Annotated in this window: 27 protein-coding genes; 25 read left to right on the plus strand and 2 right to left on the minus strand. The window is 53.5% G+C overall.

Going from position 1 to position 21350, the window contains the following annotated elements:
* The first annotated feature begins 1 nt into the window (after position 1).
* From AC0IXI_RS08635 to AC0IXI_RS08730, 20 genes are all read left to right on the plus strand, one after another.
* Entirely contained in the window at positions 2–634 is a 633-nt protein-coding gene (locus AC0IXI_RS08635) for a cobalt-precorrin-8 methylmutase (protein WP_064512122.1), read from the plus strand.
* Entirely contained in the window at positions 631–1779 is a 1149-nt protein-coding gene (cbiD, locus tag AC0IXI_RS08640; RefSeq protein ID WP_471682265.1) for a cobalt-precorrin-5B (C(1))-methyltransferase CbiD, read from the plus strand. The genes AC0IXI_RS08635 and cbiD overlap by 4 nt, the downstream gene beginning before the upstream one ends.
* Complete coding sequence (locus AC0IXI_RS08645; protein ID WP_413498551.1) at positions 1773–2375, plus strand: cobalt-precorrin-7 (C(5))-methyltransferase; 603 nt, start codon at positions 1773–1775, stop codon at positions 2373–2375. Before cbiD ends, AC0IXI_RS08645 begins: the two co-directional genes overlap by 7 nt.
* Complete coding sequence (locus AC0IXI_RS08650) at positions 2365–2934, plus strand: decarboxylating cobalt-precorrin-6B (C(15))-methyltransferase (RefSeq protein ID WP_064512116.1); 570 nt, start codon at positions 2365–2367, stop codon at positions 2932–2934. Before AC0IXI_RS08645 ends, AC0IXI_RS08650 begins: the two co-directional genes overlap by 11 nt.
* Positions 2927–3700: a cobalt-precorrin-4 methyltransferase gene (locus AC0IXI_RS08655; protein WP_064512113.1), complete on the plus strand. Its 774-nt coding sequence runs from the start codon at positions 2927–2929 to the stop codon at positions 3698–3700. Before AC0IXI_RS08650 ends, AC0IXI_RS08655 begins: the two co-directional genes overlap by 8 nt.
* On the plus strand, positions 3681–4742 hold the full coding sequence (gene cbiG, locus AC0IXI_RS08660) for a cobalt-precorrin 5A hydrolase (RefSeq protein WP_471682266.1): 1062 nt from the start codon (positions 3681–3683) through the stop codon (positions 4740–4742). Before AC0IXI_RS08655 ends, cbiG begins: the two co-directional genes overlap by 20 nt.
* Entirely contained in the window at positions 4736–5464 is a 729-nt protein-coding gene (locus AC0IXI_RS08665) for a precorrin-3B C(17)-methyltransferase (protein ID WP_471682267.1), read from the plus strand. Before cbiG ends, AC0IXI_RS08665 begins: the two co-directional genes overlap by 7 nt.
* A gap of 46 nt (positions 5465–5510) precedes the next feature.
* The gene (locus tag AC0IXI_RS08670; RefSeq protein WP_424222914.1) at positions 5511–6296 is read left to right on the plus strand and encodes a cobalt-precorrin-6A reductase; all 786 of its coding nucleotides are present in this window, start codon (positions 5511–5513) and stop codon (positions 6294–6296) included.
* On the plus strand, positions 6293–7087 hold the full coding sequence (gene cbiK, locus AC0IXI_RS08675) for a sirohydrochlorin cobaltochelatase (protein ID WP_064512106.1): 795 nt from the start codon (positions 6293–6295) through the stop codon (positions 7085–7087). The genes AC0IXI_RS08670 and cbiK overlap by 4 nt, the downstream gene beginning before the upstream one ends.
* Complete coding sequence (locus AC0IXI_RS08680) at positions 7084–7797, plus strand: cobalt-factor II C(20)-methyltransferase (RefSeq protein WP_064512105.1); 714 nt, start codon at positions 7084–7086, stop codon at positions 7795–7797. Before cbiK ends, AC0IXI_RS08680 begins: the two co-directional genes overlap by 4 nt.
* 3 nt (positions 7798–7800) lie before the next feature.
* Positions 7801–8532 (plus strand): cobalt ECF transporter S component CbiM, encoded by a 732-nt coding sequence (cbiM, locus tag AC0IXI_RS08685; RefSeq protein ID WP_034458382.1) that lies wholly within the window; start codon positions 7801–7803, stop codon positions 8530–8532.
* Between the two features lies 1 nt (position 8533).
* Positions 8534–8815, plus strand: coding sequence for an energy-coupling factor ABC transporter substrate-binding protein (locus AC0IXI_RS08690; RefSeq protein ID WP_064512101.1), 282 nt, complete (start codon positions 8534–8536; stop codon positions 8813–8815).
* Positions 8802–9479 (plus strand): energy-coupling factor ABC transporter transmembrane protein, encoded by a 678-nt coding sequence (locus AC0IXI_RS08695; protein ID WP_471682268.1) that lies wholly within the window; start codon positions 8802–8804, stop codon positions 9477–9479. Before AC0IXI_RS08690 ends, AC0IXI_RS08695 begins: the two co-directional genes overlap by 14 nt.
* Positions 9480–9490: 11 nt before the next feature.
* Entirely contained in the window at positions 9491–10300 is an 810-nt protein-coding gene (locus AC0IXI_RS08700; RefSeq protein WP_424222911.1) for an ATP-binding cassette domain-containing protein, read from the plus strand.
* Entirely contained in the window at positions 10297–11832 is a 1536-nt protein-coding gene (locus tag AC0IXI_RS08705; RefSeq protein ID WP_471682269.1) for a cobyric acid synthase, read from the plus strand. Before AC0IXI_RS08700 ends, AC0IXI_RS08705 begins: the two co-directional genes overlap by 4 nt.
* The gene (gene cobU / locus AC0IXI_RS08710; RefSeq protein WP_064512096.1) at positions 11829–12371 is read left to right on the plus strand and encodes a bifunctional adenosylcobinamide kinase/adenosylcobinamide-phosphate guanylyltransferase; all 543 of its coding nucleotides are present in this window, start codon (positions 11829–11831) and stop codon (positions 12369–12371) included. The genes AC0IXI_RS08705 and cobU overlap by 4 nt, the downstream gene beginning before the upstream one ends.
* A complete protein-coding gene (gene cobS, locus AC0IXI_RS08715) occupies positions 12371–13114 on the plus strand; it encodes an adenosylcobinamide-GDP ribazoletransferase (protein WP_064512146.1) in 744 nt (247 codons plus the stop codon). Before cobU ends, cobS begins: the two co-directional genes overlap by 1 nt.
* Positions 13115–13162: 48 nt before the next feature.
* Positions 13163–14215, plus strand: a complete 1053-nt coding sequence (cobT, locus tag AC0IXI_RS08720; RefSeq protein WP_422568306.1) for a nicotinate-nucleotide--dimethylbenzimidazole phosphoribosyltransferase — start codon at positions 13163–13165, stop codon at positions 14213–14215.
* 247 nt (positions 14216–14462) lie between these two features.
* A complete protein-coding gene (locus AC0IXI_RS08725) occupies positions 14463–14726 on the plus strand; it encodes a type II toxin-antitoxin system RelE family toxin (RefSeq protein ID WP_413498545.1) in 264 nt (87 codons plus the stop codon).
* 73 nt (positions 14727–14799) lie between these two features.
* The gene (locus AC0IXI_RS08730; protein ID WP_134185507.1) at positions 14800–15174 is read left to right on the plus strand and encodes a helix-turn-helix domain-containing protein; all 375 of its coding nucleotides are present in this window, start codon (positions 14800–14802) and stop codon (positions 15172–15174) included.
* Between the two features lie 113 nt (positions 15175–15287).
* Here the strand turns inward: AC0IXI_RS08730 and acuI are convergent, their stop codons facing one another.
* Positions 15288–16262 carry an acrylyl-CoA reductase (NADPH) gene (acuI, locus tag AC0IXI_RS08735; protein WP_064559374.1) on the minus strand — a complete coding sequence of 325 codons (975 nt, stop codon included), beginning with the start codon at positions 16260–16262 and terminating at the stop codon, positions 15288–15290.
* A 259-nt stretch (positions 16263–16521) separates the two neighbouring features.
* On the opposite strand from acuI, the gene AC0IXI_RS08740 reads away from it, so the two are divergent.
* Genes AC0IXI_RS08740 through AC0IXI_RS08755 form a run of 4 tightly spaced genes read left to right on the plus strand, consistent with a single transcriptional unit; the run spans position 16522 to position 19565 of the window.
* The gene (locus AC0IXI_RS08740; protein ID WP_471682270.1) at positions 16522–17508 is read left to right on the plus strand and encodes an ABC transporter substrate-binding protein; all 987 of its coding nucleotides are present in this window, start codon (positions 16522–16524) and stop codon (positions 17506–17508) included.
* Between the two features lie 9 nt (positions 17509–17517).
* Positions 17518–18297, plus strand: coding sequence for an ABC transporter ATP-binding protein (locus AC0IXI_RS08745; protein WP_471682271.1), 780 nt, complete (start codon positions 17518–17520; stop codon positions 18295–18297).
* Positions 18294–19052 carry an ABC transporter permease gene (locus AC0IXI_RS08750; RefSeq protein WP_064559369.1) on the plus strand — a complete coding sequence of 253 codons (759 nt, stop codon included), beginning with the start codon at positions 18294–18296 and terminating at the stop codon, positions 19050–19052. Before AC0IXI_RS08745 ends, AC0IXI_RS08750 begins: the two co-directional genes overlap by 4 nt.
* A 12-nt stretch (positions 19053–19064) precedes the next feature.
* Entirely contained in the window at positions 19065–19565 is a 501-nt protein-coding gene (locus tag AC0IXI_RS08755) for a nucleoside deaminase (protein WP_064512090.1), read from the plus strand.
* A gap of 61 nt (positions 19566–19626) precedes the next feature.
* Here AC0IXI_RS08755 and cueP read toward each other — a convergent pair whose 3' ends face one another.
* Positions 19627–20169 (minus strand): copper-binding periplasmic metallochaperone CueP, encoded by a 543-nt coding sequence (gene cueP / locus AC0IXI_RS08760; protein ID WP_134185511.1) that lies wholly within the window; start codon positions 20167–20169, stop codon positions 19627–19629.
* Positions 20170–20847: 678 nt separating this feature from the next.
* Between cueP and AC0IXI_RS08765 the strand changes: the two genes are divergently transcribed.
* Positions 20848–21342, plus strand: a complete 495-nt coding sequence (locus AC0IXI_RS08765; RefSeq protein WP_413498560.1) for a putative pterin-binding protein — start codon at positions 20848–20850, stop codon at positions 21340–21342.
* Positions 21343–21350: the final 8 nt, after the last annotated feature.

The following is a 21350-nucleotide window of genomic DNA, read 5'->3' on the forward strand; positions in this document are numbered from 1 at the left end:
AATGAACTACTTGCAACAACCGCAGCTTATCGAGCAAAACAGCTTTGAAATTATCAGTGAGATTATTGCCGCTGAGCGCCCGGAATATCGTTTTAACGATGCCACTCAGGAGGCGATGATCAAGCGCGTTATTCACACCACCGCCGATTTTGAGTGGCTGGATATTTTGTGGTTTTCACCCGATGTTATCGAAAAACTGACCGCCAGTTTGCAGCGTGGTTGCATTTTATATACCGATACCACAATGGTGCTTTCGGGCATCAACAAAAACCTGCTGGCGGAGTTTGGTTGCAGCTGCCGTTGTTTTATTAGCGACCCGCGCGTGGTGGCACATGCCAAAGAACAAGGTGTGACGCGCTCAATGGCGGCGGTGGATCTCGCCTTGCAGGAAGAAGGCGAGAAAGTCTTTGTCTTTGGTAACGCGCCGACCGCACTGTTCCGCTTGTTAGAGTTAGGGGCCAAACCTTCAGCCGTTATCGGCGTGCCCGTCGGGTTTGTCGGGGCTGAGGAGTCTAAAGAAGCGCTGGTTGAAAGCGGCTTACCCGCCATTGCCGCCCGTGGGCGCAAAGGCGGCAGTAACGTTGCCGCAGCCATTGTGAATGCGCTGCTTTACCGCTTGCGGGAGGCTCAGTGAGCGAGCAAACCGCCGATTGCGTCTGGCATAAAGGCAAGGCATACCGGAAAGGTTATACCACCGGTTCATGCGCCACTGCTGCGGCAAAAGTCGCGGCCCTGATGATATTGCGCCAGCATGTGATCGACCAGGTTTCTATCGTCACCCCTTCGGGCGTCACACTGCATCTCAACGTTGAAATGCCGATTATCGAAGGCCAGCAGGCGACGGCGGCAATCCGTAAAGACGGCGGCGATGATGTCGACGCCACGCACGGCATGCTGATTTTCGCCCGCGTGCAGCTTAATGACAGCGGTGTTATCACACTGCGTGGCGGCACCGGGGTCGGCAAAGTCACACGCAAAGGGATCGGCTTGCCGATTGGTGAATCAGCGATTAACCGCACGCCGCGCCAGACTATTGAAGCGGCGGTGCGTGAGGTGATCGGCACGGAACGTGGTGCCGAAATTGAAATCTTTGCGCCGGAAGGTGAAGAGCGGGCAAAGAAAACCTACAACCATCGCCTCGGGATTTTGGGCGGCATTTCGATAATCGGCACCACCGGTATTGTGATGCCGATGTCCGAAGAGAGCTGGAAGCGTTCGCTGGCACTCGAGCTGGAAATGAAGCGCGCCGCCGGACTGGACAAAGTCATTCTGGTGCCGGGGAACCACGGCGAGCGTTTTGTTCGCGAGCAACTGGGGCTGGACTGTGAATGCGTGGTGACGATGAGCAATTTCGTCGGCTACATGATTCAGGAAGCGGTGCGCCTTGAGTATCGCCACATCGTCTTGATTGGCCATCCTGGCAAACTGGTGAAGGTTGCCGCCGGGATTTTCCACACCCACAGCCACATTGCCGACGGGCGCATGGAAACGCTGGTTGCGCACCTGGCATTAATGGGCGCGCCGTTTGCGTTGCTGGAAGCCGTAAGCCGCTGCGACACCACAGAAGCGGCACTCGAAATCATCAGCGAACAGGGCTGGCAAAGCGTGTTCGAACGGCTGGCGATTCGCATTTGTGAACGCGTGGAAGAGATGCTGCGTTTTACCCAATCCCCGCCAAAGTGCGATGCCATTTTGTTCTCGTTCGATAACCAGGTTTTAGGCAGTAGCCGCCCGGTGGCTGAGATTGCGCAGGATCTTGCTGGAGAAAAGCGATGCTGACCGTCGCAGGCATTGGCCCCGGCGCCCGTGAATATTTGACCTTCCAGGCACACAACGCCATCAGTGAGGCGCAAATACTGGTCGGCGGCGCACGCCAGCTGGCACTTTTCCCTGAGTTCAGCGGTGAAACGCGCCTGCTGGATAGCGACCTCGACGCCTTAATCGACTGGCTTCGTGCACGAATCGATCTTCGAGTCGTGGTGCTGGCCTCCGGCGACCCGCTGGTTTATGGCATTGGCAAACGCCTGTCAGCAAGTTTCCCGCCAGAACAGCTGCGTATCATTCCCGGTATTAGCTCGGTTCAATATCTGTGCGCCAAAGCCGCCGTCGATATGAACGACTTATGGATCACCAGCAGCCATGGGCGTGAACCCGATTTCAAAGCGATTGTGGCGCACCAAAAAGTGGCAATGGTGACCGACACCATTATCGGGCCGTATGCCATCGCCCAGGCATTTCTGATGCGTGGCCTCAATCCTATTCTCATTATTGGCGAGAAACTTTCGTCAGCAGATGAACGAATCCATCGCCTGCGAGCCGCTGATGTGGCGCAAAGCTACGCGATGAATGTGGTGATAATTCTCAATGAAAGATGATCTGTTTTTACGTGGCGCACGCGTGCCGATGACCAAAGAAGTGGTGCGCACTCAGGCGCTCGACCGCTTGCAACTTCACAACGCTAAACGGTTTATCGACATTGGCGCAGGCACCGGCAGCGTGTCGCTTGAAGCGGCGATGCGTTACCCGCAATTGCAGGTGAGTGCGATTGAACGTAACCCCGACGCGCTGGCGCTGATGGCGGAAAACCGCGAGCTTTTCGCCTGCCCGAACGTTGAGATTATCAGTGGCTACGCGCCGATTGCGCTGAACGTGATGGCCGATGCGGTGTTTATCGGCGGCAGCGGCGGGCAGCTAACCGAACTTATCGACTGGTCGCTGGCGCATTTACAGCCCGGCGGACGGCTGGTGATGACCTTCATCCTGCTCGAAAACTTAACCTGCGCGCTCACTCACCTTGAACAGTGCGCGGTGAGCGATTTCGACTGCCTGCAATTGCAGGTGGCAAACCTCACAACGCTTGGCAGCGGGCACTACTTCAAACCGAACAATCCCACTTATTTGATCTCTTGTCGCAAGGAAGGAAGCAATGACTGAGTTATTTGATACCCGCAAAGTCTGGTTCGTTGGTGCAGGTCCGGGCGACAAAGAGCTGATCACGCTGAAAGGCTACCGCATCTTGCAACAGGCCGAAGTGGTGATTTATGCCGGTTCTCTGATCAACCCGGAACTGCTGGATTACTGCCAGCCTGGCGCCGAATGCCACGACAGCGCCGCGCTCAATCTCGAAGAAATTATCGAGCTGATGGAAAACGGTGTCAAAGCGGGCAAGCTGGTGGTGCGCCTGCAAACGGGCGATCTCTCACTGTATGGCTCAATTCGTGAACAGGGTGAAACCCTCTCCAAACTTGGCATCGGCTACGTTTCAGTGCCAGGTGTGAGCGCATTTCTGGGAGCCGCCGCGCAGCTTGGCGTGGAATACACCGTGCCGGAAGTCTCCCAGAGTCTGATCATCACGCGTATCGAAGGCCGCACGCCGATGCCGCCGCTCGAACAACTTGAATCCTTTGCCAGACACCAGACCTCGATGGCGATTTTCCTCTCGGTACAGCGCATCAACCGCGTGGCAGAGCGCCTTATTGAAGGCGGTTACCCGTCTGATACACCCGTTGCTGTGGTGTATAAAGCCACCTGGCCGGACTGCCAGGAATTGCGCGGCACCCTGAGCGATATTGCCGAAAAAGTACGTGAGGCCGGGATCCGTAAAACCGCGCTGATTATGGTTGGGGCGTTTTTGGGTGAGGAGTATCACTACTCGAAACTTTACGACGCAGGGTTCAGCCATGAATACCGCAAAGCCTGAGTCGATTGCGCTGTTTTGCCTGACGCCCGGTGGCGTGGCTTTAGCGCAACGTCTGCGTGATGCGTTACCCGTGACCTGCTTTACCAGTGAAAAGCTGCTGCAACCGGGTTTTATCCCGTTCGGCGGCAGCTTTGCCCAAACAGTACAGCAGGCGTTTAGCCAGTATTCCGCACTGGTGTTTATCGCCGCGACTGGAATTGTGGTGCGGGTGATTGCGCCAATGCTGAGCGACAAACTGCAAGACCCGGCGGTGGTGGTGATGGACGAACGTGCAGAACACGTGATCAGCCTGCTTTCCGGCCACATGGGTGGGGCCAATGAACTCACCCGTGAACTGGCTGAAATTTTAGGTGCCGATCCGGTCATCACCACCGCCACAGACGTTAACCAACTGGCGGCACTCGATACGCTGGCCGCAAAACTTGACGCCACCATGCAGGGTTTTCGCCTGGCGGTGAAAACGGTCAACCAAATGCTGGTCAGCCAGCAGCGCGTTGGCCTGTGGTGGGGCAGCGAATTTGCGCCAGATGCTGAGCGTTACGACACGCGTGGCTTAATCCCGGTCGAAAGCCTGGATGCATTGCCAGAGCTTGATGCGCTGGTGTGCGTCACGCTGCGTGATTCGCAGCCTGCGTTAACTATTCCCGTTTATAAACTGGTGCCAAAGCGCGTCGTCGCAGGCATCGGCTGCCGCCGTGACACGCCGCCACAAACCGTGGCCGCGCTGCTCCGTCAGCAACTGGCGGAAAACCATTTTGACCCGCTGGCGTTGCGCGCCATCGGCAGTGTGATGCTCAAGCAAGATGAGCCTGCACTGCTGGAGCTGGCACAGCAGCATCAAATCCCATTTGAACTATTTAGCGTTGACCAACTTTCCCAACATGAGCACCGCTTTCCGGCATCGGAATTTGTGCGCCAGACCCTGGGTGTTGGCAGCGTGTCACAGCCAACAGCATGGCTGATGAGCAACGGAAACCTGGTCGGCCGCACTGTGCGAGAGCAGGGCGTCACCATAACTTTAGGAGTTTCAGACAGATGTTAACGGTAATCGGCATTGGCCCTGGCAGTGAAGCCATGATGACTCAGGAAGCCATTGCTGCCCTGCAAGAAGCGGAAATTGTCGTCGGCTATAAAACGTATACCCACCTTGTGAAGCCCTTAACCGGCGACAAACAGGTGATCAAAACCGGCATGTGCAAAGAAATCGAACGCTGCCAGACCGCCATCGAACTGGCGCAAGCCGGGCATAAAGTGGCGTTAATCAGCAGCGGTGATGCCGGAATTTACGGTATGGCGGGGCTGGTGCTGGAACTGGTGACTTCACAACAGTTGGATATTGAAGTGCGCCTCGTGGCAGGGATTACCGCCAGTATCGCTGCCGCATCGTTGTTGGGTGCGCCACTGATGCACGATTTCTGCCATATCAGCCTTAGCGATTTACTCACGCCGTGGCCGGTTATCGAAAAGCGCATTATCGCCGCCGCTTCCGCTGATTTTGTTATCTGCTTCTATAACCCGCGCAGCCGTGGCCGCGAAGCGCATCTGGCACGGGCATTTGAATTAATGCGCGAATTTACCCGCCCGCAAACCCCGGTGGGTGTCGTGAAAGCTGCTGGGCGCAAGAAAGAACAAAAATGGCTGACCACCTTTGGCGAGATGGACTTTGAACCGGTTGATATGACGAGTCTGGTGATCGTCGGCAACAAAACGACCTTTGTACGCAACGGCTTAATGATTACCCCCGAGGTTACGAGCTGTGAGTGAAACGCTGCCTCTCGTAGGTCGCAATAGCGAAGCGACTTCCGACGTTATGAAGCAGGTGCTGGTGTTTGGCGGCACCAGCGATGCCCGGTTTATTTGCCAGATCCTCGATGAACACCGCATTTCGTACACGCTTTCGGTGGCGACGGCGGTCGGGGAATCGCTGGCAGGCAATATTGGCGGGCAGATTCGCGTCGGGCGTATTGATAGCGATGAAATTGCTGACTGGCTGGTGAACCATGCGGTGCAATGGGTGATTGATGCCTCGCACCCGTATGCCGAACTGCTTAGCCACAACATTACCCGCGCCTGCGAAACGGCAGGGGTCACCCTTAGCCGTTACCAACGCCGTAGTGAACTCAATGATCTGGAACACTCGTTGCTGCACAAAGTGGCCAGCCTGCAAGCCGCCTGTGCCGTGGCGCAAACATTCGGCCCACGCGTACTGTTGACCACCGGCAGCAAAGAGCTGGCGGCGTATCAGCAAGGTTTACCGGGGAAAACGTTGCTGGTGAGGGTGTTACCAACCAGCGAAGTGATTGCCGAGTGCGAAGCGCTGGGGTTAGGCGTCGACAATATTATTGCGCTGCGCGGCCCGTTCAGCGCTGAGTTTAACGCCGCCACTTATGACTTCTGTGCGCCCGATGTGGTGATAACCAAAGAGTCCGGTGCCGAAGGCGGTTATCTCGACAAAGTGAACCCGGCGCTGGCGCGAAACATTCCCTGTGTGGTGGTCACTCGCCCGCAACCGTTGGTTTGTGGCCCTGAATTACTGGAAAGCCGTGAAGATGTGAGCCGCCGTGTCACACGCTGGCTGCAAGAGAGAAAATCATGAAGAAAGCCCTGTTAGTTATCAGTTTTGGTACCAGTTACCACGACACCTGCACCAAAAATATTGTTGCCTGTGAAGAACAACTTGGCCGCACCTTTGCCGACCGCGATCGGTTCCGCGCCTTTACCTCCGGCATGATTATTCGCAAATTAAAAAACCGCGATAACCTGGACATCGATACACCTGCGCAGGCACTGCTGCGCCTTGCTGAACTGGGTTATCAGGATGTGGCTGTGCAGTCGTTGCATGTGATTAATGGTGACGAGTACGAAAAAATCTCCCGTGAAGTTAAGGCGTACAGCCATTTGTTCCAGCGCCTGGCATTGGGCACAGCATTGCTCAGCGATTTCAATGATTACGAGCTGCTGCTTAGTGCTTTGCAAAGCCAGATGCCAGCACTTGAAGCCGATGAGCGCGTAGTGTTTATGGGCCACGGTGCCAGTCACCATGCGTTTTCTGCTTATGCCTGTCTCGACCACTTAATGGCGGCGCGCCAGATACCTGCGCGTGTTGGCGCGGTAGAAAGCTACCCGGAAATCGACCTTATCGTGCGCGGTTTACTGCAAGAAAAGGTGCGCAAAGTACACCTGATGCCATTAATGCTGGTGGCGGGCGACCATGCCATTAACGACATGGCATCTGATGAAGAAGACTCATGGAAAACTCAGTTACAGGAAGCGGGTATTGAGGCGCAACCCTGGTTGCAGGGGCTGGGTGAAAACCCACAAATTCGCGCCATGTTCGTGAACCATTTGCAGCGTGCGCTGGAAAAATCGGCGGAGGTGGCAGCATGACCGGCCGTTTATATGCTCTCGGCACCGGCCCTGGCGCCAGTGACCTGATAACTGTTCGCGCGGCGCGCATCATTGGCAAGCTTGATGTGCTGTACGCGCCAGCAGGGCGCAAAGGCGGCGACAGCTTGGCGCTTTCCATTGTGCGTGAATACCTCAGTGAAACTACCGAAATACGCACCTGCCACTTCCCAATGAGTGCCGATAACGACGAAAAAGCGGTGGTGTGGGATGAAACCGCGGCGGCGCTGCAACACGAAGTGGAGCAGGGTAAACAGGTCGGGTTTATCACGCTCGGTGATTCAATGCTGTTCAGCACCTGGGTGTTTTTGCTGGCACGTATCGGCAACCCGGAGTGGCTGGAAATCGTCCCTGGCGTCACCTCTTTTGCCGCTATCGCTTCGCGGGCGCAGTTGCCATTAGCGATGGAACAACAGTCGTTGGCGGTGATGTCCTGCACCGCATCACATCAGGCATTGTCAGAAGCATTGCGCGCGCATGACAGCGTGGTGTTGATGAAAGTCTACGGGCGTTTCGCGCAAATCAAAGCGCTGCTGCAACACCTCGGGCTTATCGACCACGCCGTGTTAATGGCCGAAGCGACATTACCGGGCGAGCAATGTTGGCGAAACCTTAACGAAGTGCCTGATGACCAGAAACTGCCGTATTTCTCGACCATTTTAGTTAACAAGCAATGGCGTAATCGGGGCTAATTCATGGAATCACTACTTAAAAAACTCTCGCTAAGCGGGCTGGGCATGGGGATGTTGTTGCTCATCGTGCCGCAAGAAGCCTTCGCGATGCACATTATGGAAGGTTTCCTGCCGCCAATGTGGGCACTGGCATGGTGGATTCTGTTCCTGCCGTGTTTGTACGTCGGGCTGGTGCGTTTGCGCCAAATCGTAGCACATGACAGCAACCAGAAAGTGCTGCTGGCACTTTGCGGTGCGTTCATCTTTGTGCTTTCGGCGCTAAAAATCCCCTCGGTTACCGGAAGCTGTTCACACCCAACTGGCGTTGGCCTTGCGGTCATTCTGTTCGGCCCGGGCGTTGTGGCGGTATTGGGCGCCATTGTGCTGCTGTTCCAGGCACTGTTACTGGCACACGGCGGCCTGACCACGCTTGGCGCCAACGGCATGTCGATGGCGGTTATTGGGCCGGTTGTCGGTTATCTGGTGTGGAAACTGGCATGTAAAGCGGGCTTTCGCCGCGATGTGGCGGTGTTCCTGTGTGCGATGATTGCTGACTTAACTACTTACTTTGTCACTTCGATTCAACTCGGTGTCGCGTTCCCCGATCCGCACTTTGGCGTTACCGGTTCCTCGATGAAATTCATGGGTATCTTCTGCCTGACGCAGATCCCAATTGCCATCGCCGAAGGCTTGCTCACCGTGATGATTTACGACCAGCTAACCAAACGACAACTGCTTCCTGCCAGGAGCCAATAAGATGAAAAAGACGCTGATATTGCTCGCCCTGGTAATAGGGCTGATGATTGTGCCGTTCTTTGTACCTCACGGTGGTGAATACGGCGGTTCTGACGACCAGGCGGAAGGCCAGATACTGGTCGTCGCCCCGCATTACAAACCGTGGTTCCAGCCGCTTTATGAACCTGCGAGCGGTGAAATCGAGAGCCTGCTGTTTACCCTGCAAGGCTCTCTTGGCACGGCGGTCATTTTCTACATTCTTGGCTATTACCGGGGCCGCCGCGAAGACCATGCTGGGGATTGATAAACTCAGTTACCAAAGCCGCTGGTGCCGTGTTTCGCCGCTGCGCAAATTTGCGCTGTATCTGGTGATGATGGTGCTGGCGTTTGCATTGCCGCCCGTCGGGCAGGCGGTTTTGCTGCTAGTGATTGCCGCTTTTACCTGTTGGCTGTTGCGCGTCGGGCCAGTGCGTTATTTGCGCTGGCTGGCGGTGCCGCTGGGCTTTTTGCTGGTCGGCGTGGTGACGATTATCTTTAGTGCCGCGCACCACGCGCAGGCTTTGTTGTGGAGTGTGCCGCTCGGCTCGTTTTATATCGGCATTGATGCGCAGGGCCTCGTGATGGCAAACCAGACCTTCTGGCGCAGCCTTGCGGCTCTGGCCGCGACTTACTGGCTGGTGCTGAACCTGCCGTTTCCGCAATTGATTATCTTGCTACAACGCCTGCGTGTTCCGCGTTTGCTGACAGAGCAAATCCTGCTCACCTGGCGTTTTATTTTTATCCTGTTGGACGAAGCACAGGCCATTCACCGTGCTCAGACATTGCGTTTCGGTTATCGTACGCTGCCTGGTGGCTACCGTTCGCTTGCCATGTTAGTCAGCATGCTTTTTTCGCGCGTGCTGCTGCGATACCAACAAATGGTCACGACGCTGGATGTTAAACTTTACCAGGGTGATTTCCACCTGTGAGAACCGCACCGATGCTGACAACCCAAAATTTATCTTTTTGCTATCAGGACGATACCGTTCTGCACGATTTGACCTTTGATTTTGGGGCGCAGCCGGTAACGGGAATCGTCGGTGCAAACGGCTGTGGAAAATCCACGCTGTTTATGAACCTTAACGGTGTTTTGCGCCCGAAGAACGGCGCAGTTTTGTGGCAGGGCAAAGCGATAAATTACAGCAAAGCCGGGTTGATTGAGCACCGCCAACGCGTCACCACCGTGTTTCAGGATCCGGAACAACAAATCTTCTATACCGATATCGACAGCGATATCGCGTTTAGCTTGCGCAACCTTGGCGTGAATGAAGCCGAAATCGCCCGCCGTGTCGAACACGCTATTCAGCTGGTGGATGCGCAATCTTTCCGCCACAAACCGATTCAGTATCTTAGCCACGGGCAAAAGAAACGCGTGGCGATTGCCGGGGCGCTGGTGATGGAAGCCGACTATTTATTGCTCGATGAACCGACCGCCGGGCTTGACCCTTCGGGCCGCCAGCAGATGATTGAAATCATTGCCCGTATTACTGCGCAGGGTAAACATGTGGTGATCTCAAGCCACGATATTGATTTGATTTATGAAGTTTGCGACAGCGTGTATGTGATGAACGGCGGCAAAATCGTGGCATCAGGCGAGCCAGGCTTTGTGTTTAGCCAGCCAGACATGCTGCGCGAAGCCGGGCTGGTGCAGCCGTGGCTGGTCAAATTACACAGCGAACTCGGCTTTCCGCTGTGCAAAACCGAAACTCAATTATTCGACGCCTTACGCGTTGCAAAGGAAGCAGTATGAGCCTTTCAATCATGGTTCAGGGCACCGCCTCTGATGTGGGCAAAAGCATGCTGGTGGCAGGGCTTTGCCGGATTTTCGCCCAGGATGGACACCGCACCGCACCGTTTAAATCGCAAAATATGGCGCTCAATTCCGGCATTACGCCGGACGGTAAAGAGATGGGGCGCGCGCAAATTTTCCAGGCCGAAGCGGCAGGGATTGCCCCCGATGTACGCATGAACCCGGTGCTGCTCAAGCCCACCAGCGACTGCAAAGCGCAGGTGGTGTTGATGGGCAAAGTTGCCACCAACATGGACGCGGTGACCTATCACAACTACAAACCGCAGCTGAAAACGCAAATCCGCGAAGTCTATCAAAGCCTGGCGGCAGAACATGATGTGATGGTGCTCGAAGGGGCGGGCAGTCCGGCGGAAATCAATTTACGCGACCGCGATATCGTCAACATGGGTATGGCTGAACTGGCGCAATGCCCGGTGATTCTGGTAGCCGATATCGACCGTGGCGGCGTGTTTGCGGCAATTTACGGCACCATTGCGCTGCTGCTGGAGCATGAAAAATGGCGCGTCAAAGGCGTTATCATCAACAAGTTTCGCGGTGATGTTGCGCTGCTTTATTCCGGTATCGAACAGATTGAAGCGTTAACCGGCGTGCCGGTTTTGGGCGTGATGCCGTGGCTGAATGTCGATCTGGAAGACGAAGATAGCGTGGTGTTGCAGCGCGGAAAATACGACGAAGTGACAGCGAAAGATCTGGATATAGCGGTGCTGAAATTGCCGTACATGTCGAACTTCACTGATTTCAACGCGCTGGCCGCACAGCCTGATGTGCGCCTGCGTTATGTAGCCAAGCCTGATGAACTGCAAAACAGTGACCTGGTGATTGTGCCGGGTAGTAAAAATACCCTCGGCGACCTGCGCTGGCTGCGTGAAAACGGCCTGGAACAGGCGCTGCTGGCGCATCATCGTAATCACGGTGCGGTGCTGGGAATTTGCGGCGGTTACCAGATGCTCGGGCAGCATATTTACGACGAAGTAGAATCCGGGCTTGGCGAAATGCCGGGTATCGGCCTGTTGGATGTGGTGACCCGTTTTGCCAGTGAAAAAACTACGACGCGCGTCACAGGGCTTGTTCAGGCGCAACTGCCGGGTATTTTCGCCGCCAGTTCAGGTACTCCTTTGCAGGGCTATGAAATCCATATGGGCGAAACGCAGCGCGGCGAAAATACCGCACCGTTTGCCACTTTCACCGAGTGTAATACTCAGCCTTATCACAATCTTGACGGTGCAATAAGTGAAGATGGCCGCGTGTTGGGTACTTACCTGCATGGCCTGTTTGATAGCGGCGAGTTTACCCGCAGCCTGCTCGACAGTTTGCGCCTGCGCAAAGGGTTGCAGGCCTGGGAAGGTGAGGTGTTCGACTATCAAGATCATAAAGATCAGCAGTTTAATATTCTGGCCGACGCTATGCGCGAACACATTAATATCGAAAAGATTTACCAGATTATGCGTGAGCACCAGGAGCAAGCGGTATGAAATTAGTTACAGGCGGCGCACGCAGCGGGAAAAGCCGCCACGCCGAACAACTGGCGGCAAACTTTGAGCGTGTGCTGTATATCGCCACGTCGAAAATTTTCGACGCTGAAATGGAACAGCGAATTGCGCATCACCGCGACAGTCGCCCGGCACACTGGCAAACCGTTGAGCAGTATCGTGATTTAGACACGGTGATTCATCAGCAAAACCAGCGCCATGAGGCCGTACTGCTGGAGTGCATCACCACGCTTATCACCAACGTGATGTATGACGCGGCGGGTGATAAACCTGAAGACGACTGGGATTTTGAGTCGATGGAACAGGTGGTGAACCAGCAAATAGACATTTTGCTGGCGGCCTGTGAATCAAGCCCTGCGGAGGTGATTCTGGTCACCAACGAAGTAGGGATGGGCATTGTGCCGGAAAACCGCCTGGCGCGGCATTTCCGCGATATTGCCGGGCGAGTTAACCAGCGCCTGGCCCAGCGTGCCGACGAGGTCTGGCTGGTTGTTTCAGGGATTGGAGTAAAAATTAAATGATCTTCCGTTTGTTCTTCGCCACTTTGCAGTTTATGAGCCGCATTCCGGTGCGCGCGCGCTGGGCGGATGGTATCGAAACGCACCAGTACGTGCGCGGTATCGTGACGTTTCCGTTTGTTGGCCTGCTGCTGGGCGCTTTGGCTGGAGGCGTGTTTACGCTGCTGCAACCCTGGGCGGGTTTACCTTTAGCCGCAATGGGTTATGTGCTGGCGCTCGCGCTTTTGACCGGTGGTTTTCATCTCGATGGCCTGGCCGATACATGCGATGGCATTTTCTCGGCGCGGACCCGTGACCGGATGCTGGAAATCATGCGCGATAGCCGCCTTGGCACGCACGGCGGACTGGCGCTGATCTTTGTGATTGTCACCAAAGTGCTGGTGGTCAGCGAACTTTCGCTGCGCGGCAACAATATGTTGATGGTGCTGGCGGCGGCTTCTGTTGCCGGGCGCAGTGCTTGTGTGTTGCTGATGTACAACCATAAATATGCGCGTGAGCAAGGGCTGGGCAATCTGTTTATCGGCAAAGTGACCGGTACGCAGGCATTGCTGACGCTGATCGGTGGCGCGGTGCTGTGCACGGTTCTGCTGCCAGCTTCCGGGCTGCTGGCGCTGGTCATCACCATACTGGCGATGTATGGCCTTGGCCTGATGTTGAAGCGCACGCTTGGCGGGCAGACCGGTGACACGCTCGGTGCGGCGATTGAACTGGGCGAAGTGGTGTTTTTACTGGCGCTGCTGCGTTGATTGTCTTCACCCAAATAATTATTACCCATGTGAATCTGAGAATAAAAAATGCAAACACTGAACTCCCTTTTGGCAACAATTTCCCCGCTTGATAGCGATGCAATGGCTCGCGCACAACAACATATTGACGGCCTGCTAAAACCGTTTGGCAGCCTTGGGCGCCTCGAAGCGTTAGCGGTGCAACTGGCGGGAATGCCGGGCATGAAAAATGGCCTGAACACCGAACGCAAAGCCATTCTCGTGATGTGTGCTGACCACGGTGTGTACGCAGAAGGCGTGGCGATTTCCCCGCAAATCGTCACCGCAATTCAGGCGATGAATATGACGCGCCATAACACTGGCGTTTGCGTATTGGGCGCGACCGTGGGTGCCGAAATTCACGTGGTAGATGTCGGTATCGACAGCGATGCACTGCCTGGCGTGCTGGACATGAAAGTGGCGCGTGGTAGTGGCAACATTGCACAAGGCCCGGCGATGAGCCGTGAGCAGGCTGAAAACTTACTGCTGGCAAGCATGCAACTCACCATGCAGAAAGCCGCGGAAGGTGTCACGCTGTTTGGTGTGGGTGAACTGGGCATGGCAAATACCACCCCAGCAGCGGCGATGGTCAGCGTGTTAACCGACAGCTCACCCGATGATGTGGTGGGCATGGGGGCTAACTTCCCTGGTGACAAACTGCACCACAAGATTGCCGTGGTACGCAAAGCTATCGAAACCAATCAGCCAGATGCGGCGGACGGTATCGACGTACTGGCAAAAGTCGGTGGTTTTGACCTGGTCGGCATGACGGGCGTGATGCTCGGTGCGGCAGCAGCTGGCCTGCCGGTTGTACTCGATGGTTTCCTGTCGTATGCCTCAGCACTAGCCGCCTGCCAGATTGCACCAGGCGTGCGTGATTACTTAATTCCTTCGCATTTATCGGCGGAAAAAGGTGCAGTGATCGCGATGAACAAGTTAGGTCTGGAGCCGTATTTGCAGATGGGGATGCGTTTAGGCGAGGGTAGTGGTGCTGCACTGGCGATGCATATTGTCGATGCGGCGTGTGCGATGCATAACAATATGGGATCGCTGGCAGACAGCAATATTGTGTTGCCTGGGTGATTTTCTCGGATCACTAATCTGAATTTGCCAGGCTCGTGATAGTTCCGCTCACTAACCTTTCAGTACAATTTATGCCGGAGCTAAGGTCAAAAGCTAAACCTGTTTTGACCTTGTTCCCGGTAAGAAGATGTTTTGTAGTTCGGGCGCTCAAGCTTAACTATTTTTAAGTGTGATTATCACTAAATTACTTTATTTATCACTAAATTTAGTTATGCTAACTATCACGGATCGACATAAGGAAGCCAAAGTGCCGAATGTTGAATGGAGTAAGACTGCAATGAAACAGCTTCTCCGCATAGATAGCCGCTACCGTGAAGCGATATATGCCCGGATAAGTGAGCTAGAAGAATTCCCTGATGTGCAGCTAGATTTAAAGAAGCTGCAAGGCAGTAAAGGGAAAGAATATCGGGTAAGGGTGGGTGTTTATCGGATGCTGTTTACGGTAATAGATGGAAATCCAACCATAATCCAGATTGAAGAGGTAATGCGCAGACAATCAAATACATACTAAGTGGAGGCGAGGCAACCCGCTTCAACCAGTGAGAAAGCTCGACTTTTCTCCAATATTTGCGAGACCCGTAAGAATGAAAAACATACAATTTTTGACCGATGAAAATGGTGCACGTCAATCTGCTGTGATACCTATTGACCTGTTTAATAAACTGGTAGAAGCCGCAGACTTGGATGATTTTTACGAATCGGCTCCCTATGCTCCTGGCCCTAACGACGATGAGACAATCCCACATGAAGTCGTAGGTTACCAAATGAGAAAGGGCGCGACTTTACATGCCGCCTGGCGCATGTATCGTGGTCTATCCCAAGAGGCTGTTGCGGAAGTGCTCGGCATCTCTCAAGCGGGTGTAGCAAACATGGAGAAACGCGCTAAACCTCAGCGTTCCACGTTAGAAAAACTCGCTCAATTGTATAGATGTCGCGTTACCCAGCTAATTGATGACTGATAAAAAATCCCGACCAATGGAGTGTCTCCAGGGTTGGTCGGGGCAAGGGATAACTACAACAAACTATCTCAATTTTTATCCTTATTGAGATAGTTTGTGAAAGAGGTGAGAGCTTACTTCACCTTCACCAACGTCCGCCCCTGAACCGCATTGTTCATGATGTCATCGGCAAATTTCGGTGCCTGCTCCAGACTAATCTCGGTCGTCGCCGTCTCATAGAAACTCTCTGGCAGCAATTTGGCCAGACGCTCCCACGCGGCAACCCGGCGTTCAATCGGCGCACTCACTGAATCCACACCTTGCAGGCGCACATTACGCAGAATAAATGGCATCACAGTCGTTGGCAGCGAGAAACCACCCGCCAGACCACAGGCCGCAACACAGCCGGAGTAGTTCATCTGTGCCAGCAATTTGGCGAGCACATTACCACCCACGGTATCCACCGCACCGGCCCACACTTGTTTCTCCAGCGGGCGAGTCTCAGCAAACTCACTGCGCGGCAGAATGCGGCTGGCACCCAACTGGCGCAGGTAGTCATGCGTTGATTCACGGCCAGAAACCGCGACAACCTGGTAGCCCAACGCATGCAGCAGGGCGATTGCGGTACTGCCCACACCGCCGCTGGCACCGGTCACCACGACTTCACCACTTTCTGGCGTCACACCGGCTTCTTCCAGCGCCATCACGCATAGCATTGCGGTAAAGCCTGCGGTGCCGACGATCATCGCTTTGCGTGCGGTTAAACCCGCAGGCAGCGCAACCAGCCACTCAGATTTAACACGCGCTTGCTCGGCAAGGCCGCCCCAATGGTTTTCGCCAACGCCCCAGCCGGTCAACACCACTTCCTGACCTGCGCTGAAAGCCGCATCATCGCTGCTCGCCACACGGCCTGCGAAATCAATGCCAGGCACCATCGGGAAGTTACGGATAATTTTGCCTTTGCCGGTAATCGCCAGCGCATCTTTATAGTTCAGGCTTGACCACTCAACATCGACCAGCACATTCCCCAACTCTGCCGCCGGAGCTGAAAATTGCTTCACTTCGGCTTGCGTCTGACCTTCAACTTGTTCAAGTACTACCGCTTTCATAATCAATCCTCATTCTTTGAACCGAGTGTTTCGGTTGAGATGTTTCTAATGCTCAACACGGTATACCCCTATGGCCTGAGAATAAAGAAGACAGCTCTATTTGGTGGCTAAATGCCTGCTTTTTAGCTGGTTATAAGATTTTCCTATTTTAACTTTTGACCATGCTACTCGTATGTTTGAAACAAAAGTTTCTAACCGTTGTGACAAATGTTTCACATCTGCCCGCCGGGCCAATTCGATCAATTTTGAGGATAAACGCATGCGTGTGATTCGACTGACAACTGCTGTAGCTCTGGCACTGATAAGTGCGCATGCCGCCGCTGCGGATAAATTAAAACTGCAACTCGACTGGATGCCGAATGGCGGTGACAAAGCCTTTGTCTTTGTTGGCGTGCAGGAAGGGTTTTACGCAGCGGAAGGGCTGGATGTCACCATTTTACCAGGTCGTGGCAGCAGCGATACGCTGACCAAAATTGCCTCCGGAGCCGCCGATGTCGGCACTGGCGGGATTGCTTCTTTAATGATGGCGCAAGCTGAAGGTGGCATTCCAGTTAAAGCTATCATGAGCATCTACTCAAAACAGCCGGATGCCATTTACTCCTGGCAGGGCAGCGGCGTGACCGATATGAAAAGCCTGAAAGGCAAAACGTTGGGCATCCCGACGTTCTCTGCTTCTAATGCGTTGTTGCCCATCATGCTGGAAAATAATGGCGTTGATCCCGATAGCGTAAAACAGATCAAAGCAGATCCTGGCACGCTGGTGCCAATGCTGGCGCAGGGGCGTGTTGATGGCGTGGTGGTGTGGTCAACTAATCGCCCGAGTATAGAAGCGACGCTGACTCAGGTCGGTAAAAAACCGCTCGAACTGGCGTGGACCGATTACGGTCTCGATGGCTACGGCCTGTCGTTCTTTGCCTCCGACAAACTCATCAAAGAAAAGCCAGATGTTGTCACGCGCTTTGTGCGTGCTTCCAAAAAGTCTATCGAGTTTAGCCTTGCCCACCCGGACAAAGCGGCTGCTGATCAAAAAGCCATGGTGCCAGAAGCCGACGTCGCGATGCTGGAAGCTGACTTTAACGTAACAAAACCGCTGATTAACAACGAAATCAGCCAGCGCGATGGGCTGGGGCAATTCGACCCGACGCTTCTGAAACACACCTGGGAGTGGGTGGCGAAATCAATGAAATATCCACTCGATAAAGTGAACCCGGAAACGCTGGTCGACCGCAGTTATCTCGCCAAATAAGGGAATGCCATGCAGCCTGTAATAGAGTTGAGTCATGTTAATCAGACATTTATATCCGCAGATGGCACGCAGGTCACCGCGCTGGAAGAGGTCAATCTGACGCTACGCCGCCATGAATTTGTCTCGTTTATTGGCCCGTCAGGCTGCGGGAAATCGACCATTTTGCGCCTGATTGCCGGGCTTTTGAAACCGAGCAGCGGCACCATTTCGGTGTATGGCAAACCGGTGACCGAACCACGCGATGAAATGGGGTTTGTGTTCCAGAAACCGACGCTGCTGCCGTGGCTCACCGTGCTCGATAACATCACGTTTCCGATGAAACACAAGTATGGCCGCGTGGATGCTAAAGATATGGCGCGCGGGCATGAACTGCTGGAAATGACCAGCCTGACGCAGTTTGCCAATAAACGCCCGGCGGAGCTGTCGGGCGGCATGCAGCAGCGCGTTTCCATCGCCCGTTCGTTACTGCATGACCCGGATATTTTGCTGATGGACGAACCGTTTTCCGCCCTCGATTCGCTAACCCGCGATGAAATGAGTTTCGAGCTCATGCGTATCTGGAACGAACGCCCGAAAACGGTGCTGTTCGTCACCCACTCGATTCAGGAAGCGCTGCTGCTTTCTGACCGCATCGTGGTGATGAGCGCTCGCCCGGGCCGCGTGAGTGAAATTATAGATGTGCCGCTGGCACGCCCAAGAGATGAGGAAACACTCAACCATCCGCTATTCCATGAGTTAACGGCGGACATCCGCCACAAAGTCTTCAGCCGCCGCAAGGAGCATGCATGAAAGCGTTTCTGGAAAGGTACATCGCGCTGCTGGCGCTGGTGGTGGCGGTTTTGCTGTGGGAAGGGGCGTGTAAATTATTCGCCATCCCGGTGTTTATTCTGCCATCGCCATCGGCCATTTTTGCTTCAGTAAGCACGTTAGATGCCGGACGCTGGGCGACTCATATCCTTGCAACATTAAGCGTGGCGCTGAGCGGTTTCCTGCTGGCGATTGTGATTGCGCTGCCGCTGGCCATTGCGATTGTCAGCTCTAAATTGCTCGCCCGCCTGGTACTGCCGTGGCTGATTGTGATTCAGTCCACACCGGTGGTGGCGATTGCGCCAATTATTGTCGTGACCCTGGGTTCCGGCATGCTGCCACGAGTGGTGATCACCACACTTATCTCCTTCTTCCCACTGGTAATTTCTACGGCGACAGGGATGAACTCCGTGCCGTCCGAATTGCTTGAGCTGTCGAAGACATTACGTGCGCCACGCAACCGCGAATACTGGCAAATCCGCATGCCTTATGCGGTGCCGTATATTTTCAGCGCATTAAAAGTAGCGATTACGCTGTCGATTATCGGGGCAGTAGTCGCGGAGTTTGTTGCAGCCGACCAGGGCCTGGGTTACCTGATTTTATTCAGCACATCATCGTTCAAAATCCCCTTGGCTTTCGCCAGTTTGTTCTTGCTGGTGGTGTGTAGCCTGACGCTTTACGGGCTGGTGAGCTGGCTGCAAAAACGGCTGTTCCCGTGGAGCCTCGATACAAAATAAGGAAGGAAAAACATGTCATTAAAACGTGGGCCTGCACCAAGTAAAGAGCAAATTTTGCGCCACCTGCGCCGCTCCAATGCGGTGGCAGAACGGGCGATGGCGCTTGGGCACCATCCGTTTGGTGCGCTATTAGTCGCGCCAGATAACGAAACGGTGTTACTTGAACAGTGCAATATCGACACGGTAAACCATGCGGAATCAACACTTGCGCGCATTGCGGCAACCAATTACACCGCCGAATATTTATGGCAATGCACGCTGTATACCGCCGTCGAACCTTGCTGCATGTGCGCGGGAACGGCGTACTGGGCGAATATCGGGCGCGTGGTTTTCGGTATGTATGAAAGCCAATTACTGGAAGCGACCGGCAGCCATCAAGAAAACCCGACCATGAGCGTGTCGTCGAAATATGTCTTCGAGCATTGCCAGAAACCGGTGGAATTGATTGGCCCAGTAGAAGAGATTATCGAAGAGACAAGGGCGATGCAGCAGGCGTTTTGGGCGGGAAGATAACGGTGGATGTCGGATTAGCGTAAGCGACATCCGACAACTCAATCCGACATTAACGTTCCTATTAGCCCAGAAGCGGCAGCGTGGTTAAACAGGTTTGGCTACTGGTATGTGTCGCAATCGGTGCGGTGGCCTTTTTCCCCTGATAACTCACTTCAATCGTGCCTTTGATATCACGAGGCAACCAGATACCCACAAAGCCATTCGCGTGGCTGGTCATCTTTTTCTGCATCAACACCTTGCCGCTTTTATCCGTTACTTTCACATCAAACGGCGTATTCGCAAGCTCGCCACGGCAGCCAGAAAGACTGTGGTTAAAGCACGGATGGGTTTGCGTCAGATAAGGTGCGAAAGACAAATAGAACTTATCACCCAGCGGATAGCTGAACTGCTGGGTTCCATCAGACAATTTCAATTCGGTGCTGGTGATACCTGCGTTATATGGCAATGGTCGCGCCTGAGTCGAACCGTCGATCGCCTCCACCATTTGCTCGGTAGTTTTGCCCGCTAAACCGTGTGCTGCGAGAAATTCTGCATCAGATTGAGCGGCGATTGCAGAGCCACTGATGCTCAGTGCCAGTAATGCAAACAGCATATTTCGTTTCATCTATGATTCCTTTCAAAAGAGAGTTGAGTTGTGCTCGACTCTAGACCTTCCCCTAAGGGGAGGGTCAAAAGGATATGCAAAACTTTACAGAGTGTGCGGGTATTTTTGGCCGTATTTAGCAAGATTATAAGGCGGCATTAAAGTCCATTTCAGTTCTATTTGATAACGAACCGGAAGCTGGTACAGCTTAAGGTGATTATCTGGAAGTGATGGTGAGTTTTAGTGAATTAAATGAAGTGAAGCACTTTTCTGGTGGTGTTCCAGGCGGCGAATGACATAAATATTTCCATAAAGCTAAGAAAGTCTACTTAGGTAACTCTAAGTAGGCCTTTGTATTTGGTAGACGCAGAAGGTCTGTTATGTGCCAGGAGAGGAAATTGCTTGCGTGAAATCTCTGCCGACTCACAAACAAATAAACCTTTATATTGCTGTGTGTTTATTTGCGAAGGGTAAATAAGTGGTTTTTTTTGCACAGGCGCACCGCTATTTTGTGTATATCAAATAACGGTGCCGACCATTTTTATTCACTATAAAAAATAAAGTATTTTTTAACTGATTGATTTTAATGAGTTAAAGTGTTGGTGGGCTGATTGCATCAACAATAGCCATGGAGCATATATAAATAGCCCAGTAACTAAATTATAATTCTTTAACATCCGGTTGAAATACGAGGTCAGAATGCGGTTAATTGTCATGCTGTTAAGCTTTGTGCTCTCCACACAGGTCTGGGCGGGCGAATTTCCTAAACCTGCCGGTAAAGTCCTTTTAACGCTGTCTGGTAATATCGAAAATACAAATGAAGGTGGAAAAGCCGTTTTTGATCTCGCCAGCCTTGAGAAATTGGGTATGGTCAGCTTTCAGAGCACTTCTCCCTGGTATGATGGCCGCACTACCTTTACGGGTATTCCACTGCAAAAGCTCATGGATTATGTCGGGGCGAAAGGTTCAGTTGTTAAAGTCACTGCGCTCAATGACTACACCACCGAAATTCCCCTCAGTGATTTTAAGAAATACAACGTTATCCTTGCTTTAAAAATCAACGGAACATATATGCGTATCCGTGATAAAGGCCCGATGTTTGTTGTTTACCCCTATGACAGCCTGCCTGAACTGAATAATCAGATTTATTATTCAAGGTCAGCCTGGCAGGTCAGCAGAATGAATATTGAGTAAGGGGTCAG

This window comes from Buttiauxella sp. AC038, assembly GCF_979253565.1.